Source organism: Floridaenema aerugineum BLCC-F46 (assembly GCF_041929345.1).
Classification (GTDB): domain Bacteria; phylum Cyanobacteriota; class Cyanobacteriia; order Cyanobacteriales; family Aerosakkonemataceae; genus Floridanema; species Floridanema aerugineum.
Genome location: NZ_JBHFNQ010000264.1, coordinates 1 through 3,571 on the forward strand (window position 1 = coordinate 1; position 3,571 = coordinate 3,571).

The window sequence follows — 3,571 nt, forward strand, 5'->3', positions numbered from 1 at the left end:
TTATGCCCATTCTAATGAGTCTTTGTCGGCTGACGAGAGTTTGTGTAGTTGCGGTTTTAAGTAGGCGCAAATAAATAAAGTGATAATAGTTATCTAAGGATAGGGGCCCACCCCACAAGAGTTTCAGCTTTGTTGTGGGGCAGGCAGGATGCCCACCCCACAAGAGTTTCAGCTTTCTTGTGGGGCGGGCATCTTGCCCGCCTCCCGCCTTGGTTTTCACTTTATTTACATCTACTTACTTAACAGTTTTTCTAAGTTTAGCTGATTTTCTAAACTAGAAAACAAGGAAAAGTTGGTTAAGCAAGGGATAAAAAAGGAGTTGTTAGCATTGGATGGTTTTGTTAATTCTGCTTCGGTGACAGTGTTTAACATTTCAACTTGATTATTTCTTCTAAATTTACGTCGTTGGAGAATGCTTTCTATAAGTCGCCAACGTTTTTTTTGTAAGCTGACTGTCGCTGCTTTCTTGTGGCGATAACGGATGGTTTCCAGGGGAATTCCCAGTTGTTTAATGAGTTGATTAAAAATATAAATGTTAGAGTGTTTAGGTGAATTGGGATTGAAATTCAAACCTAAGATTAAGTTAACTTGTTTGTAGTGTTCCCAAACTAATTTAGCTAAAGGTTCTAAGTCTTCATTGGTTAAAGTTTCGCCGCTTAAGAGGCGATCGATCCACTGCAAAAGTCCCAAACGTTCTCGCACAATGCGTTCTTGTTCTTTGGTGTAGATATTGGGAATAAATAAACCAAGTTTCCATTTTGCTTGAAGTGCGATCGCTTTTTCGTCTCTTTCCACAGCTAATCCATAACGCAAATCTTCATAACGCAAAATCGCCCCAGATAACTGAGAATAAACTTTTACTAATTCCGGGGTGATTTCTGCTTCTTTTTGTACCACCGCCCATTCTGCAACTTGGGTTTTTTCTAAGTTTAATCTTGACTCTGCGGTGATAACTTCTTGAGATTCTAATTCTGCTTTTTCCCTAGTCGATAAAATGCGAGAATTAGCCACAGCTTTGTAATGTGCAACTTGTATTTTATTACTCACCTTTTTAGTCAAATGTTGAAAAAATGGACTGGAATTAACCGTAATAATTTTGAGGTGATTTCCTTCATATCTTAACCTAGCGATCGCCGCTTCTCGCAAATTCCACATCGCCGCATTACTGTTAGCTTCTATTTGTGACCACAGTTTTTTATGACAGCAGTTTTCCCAATCGATCGGTGTATTTACAACCGCCAACATTTCCGGCGATAAACTCATTCTAATTAATCCCACTTCCAAATCCCAGCGAGATTTTAATTCCCGTAAAACCACGAATGGAGACTCAGATTTAGAAACTGAACAGAAGTTTTTTCCACACTTAGCTACCCAAACATAACGGGGTACAGGATGTCTAACTCTGGCTAAAGATTGGGCGATATCAGCATCATTAACTACGCCATAAAAAATGCCAATTACTGCATCAAACCATTCCGCTTCAATACTTACGCCAGTAGACATACTAGGAGTAGCGATGACGATATCATAAAGGGGTAATTTCTCATTGATTTGTCGGACATATTCCCGTTGTTCTGTAAGATTAACGGTTTCAGAGTTGATTACTAAAATGCGATCGCGACTAATCCCCGACTCCAACAAATTAACCAACACATTAGAACTTTTCAACGAATCAGTAGCAATAAATAATCGTTTCCCACCCGTCGCCATTTCTACAGTATCAGCAACGATCGCACTATGATCAAAAGAATCATAAATAGTGCAACCATATCCCGGATTTTGGTATTGATTTTGAATCAAAAAGACCTCATCTTCACCCCGCAAACTTTTAACATAATCAACCACAAAATTATCCAAATCAGCATCAGCAATAATTACTCGCGCCGCCACCTTAATAATTTCCTCAAACCTAGCTAAAATTGCAGGTCTTCGCCCTTCTTTGTTACAAGTGTTGCTAGTAAGTAAAGCCCGAAAAACCTGACAAACTTCATCAATTACCACCGTCGCCCCCATAAATTGAAACGGACGAATCCCTAACAAAGATTCAACACATAAACCCAATCGCCAAGTCGGACAACCATTTTCATCAATATAATAACCATTACCTTTATCAGCATCAGTCCGCCAAGTGTAACCCAATCTTTCCGCCAAAGAACGACCTAAAAATATGCGATGAGTCAAAGATAATAATCTTTCATTTTCCGCAGTAACTTGAGCAATTAACTTAGTTTTTCCCGTACCTTTACCAGAACAAATAGCAATAATTCCCGTTTGGGGTAACTCTAAACCAATAGTAGATAAATCAGCCACATTCAGTTTGACAGTAGCAGGAATAGTCAAACTAGTTTGTTTTTTAATTAACCAATTCCATTGTCCGAAAGACAAAGCATTATGATAAGCTTGCTCAAATGCTGCTGCACCTTCAGCAACAATCAAATCATCTACCCCTTTTTGAGGAGAATTCCAAGTAATTACTTTAACTGAACATTTGCCCTCATTAATTAGAAGTTGGGCGGTTTTTTTAATCGCTAAATTAATCGAGTTAACAGTTTGGGTTTTAGTATCTTGGTCAAAACAAAAAGCGAATTGTCTCCCATCTTGAACGAAAGGTTGTAAATCAGGAATTAAACTAGCAGTTTTATTAATTGGATCTACTCTTCTACCATTCCAAATTCCCGGTAAAGCGATCGCCACAAAGCCAACACTTAAAAGTGCAGCAGCTTTTTTCGCACCTTCAGTAATAATAATAGGTAGTCGAGACTGCGTAATTACCCAACTCCAAAAACCTAACGCTTCACCTGTTTCTGAAACCTCTATATTTTCGGGAATTACTAAATTAAATCTTTCCGCAATTTTGCGCCAAATTTGCAAAGTTACAGGTAAGAAAAAAGCCCTAGTAGCAATTTTCGGCGGATGTTCATATTTAATTAATTTGTCTTTTGCACCCAAGCGCGGTTGATTTGGTTTGAAACATCCCCATTCCATTGCTTCCCCAGTTTCGGGATCAACGCCATTGCACCACCAACCACCATTTGTAGCGTGTTCGTAGCGTTTGATAAATCCAAGGGAGAGTCTACCTGCACTGTTGCGCGGGAGTTCGGTTGAGTAGCAGAGGTAGTTGTAGATGCGTTCACCTTTGAGACTGCTGACACAAAGGGAAATCAAGTCAGGGTTGACACCACTAGCAAGCCATTCATTCCAATGATTTTGTTCGATATGGTCGGGTTTGCACTTCATGGAGACTATTTAACGACGTGAGTTATCGGTTCTGAGACTAAGTTTCAGAACATGGAAATATCCCCTGCAACACTAATTGTAGGGTGCTGTGGGTTGGGTTTGTATGATAACACTCTATAGGTGGAGGGTGGTGCGATCGCTTGTTACATCTTTTAGCGACTATGCGTAGGGTGCGTATAGCCTGCGGCATTTAAGAAAAACGCCAGTGTAACGCACCATCTAGGGACTGGAATTATACCACCATCAGTAGGGTGCGTTAACGCCAGTGTAACGCACCATCTAGGGACTGGAATTATACCACCATCAGTAGGGTGCGTTAACGCCAGTGTAACGC

The 3,571-nt window shown here is 40.0% G+C and carries 1 protein-coding gene; it reads right to left on the reverse strand.

Features of this window, described 5'->3' with window-relative positions; all coding sequences use genetic code 11:
* Positions 1 to 231 precede the first annotated feature (231 nt).
* Positions 232 to 3,237 (reverse strand): plasmid replication protein, CyRepA1 family, encoded by a 3,006-nt coding sequence (locus ACE1CC_RS35855; protein WP_413275213.1) that lies wholly within the window; start codon positions 3,235 to 3,237, stop codon positions 232 to 234.
* Positions 3,238 to 3,571 lie beyond the last annotated feature (334 nt).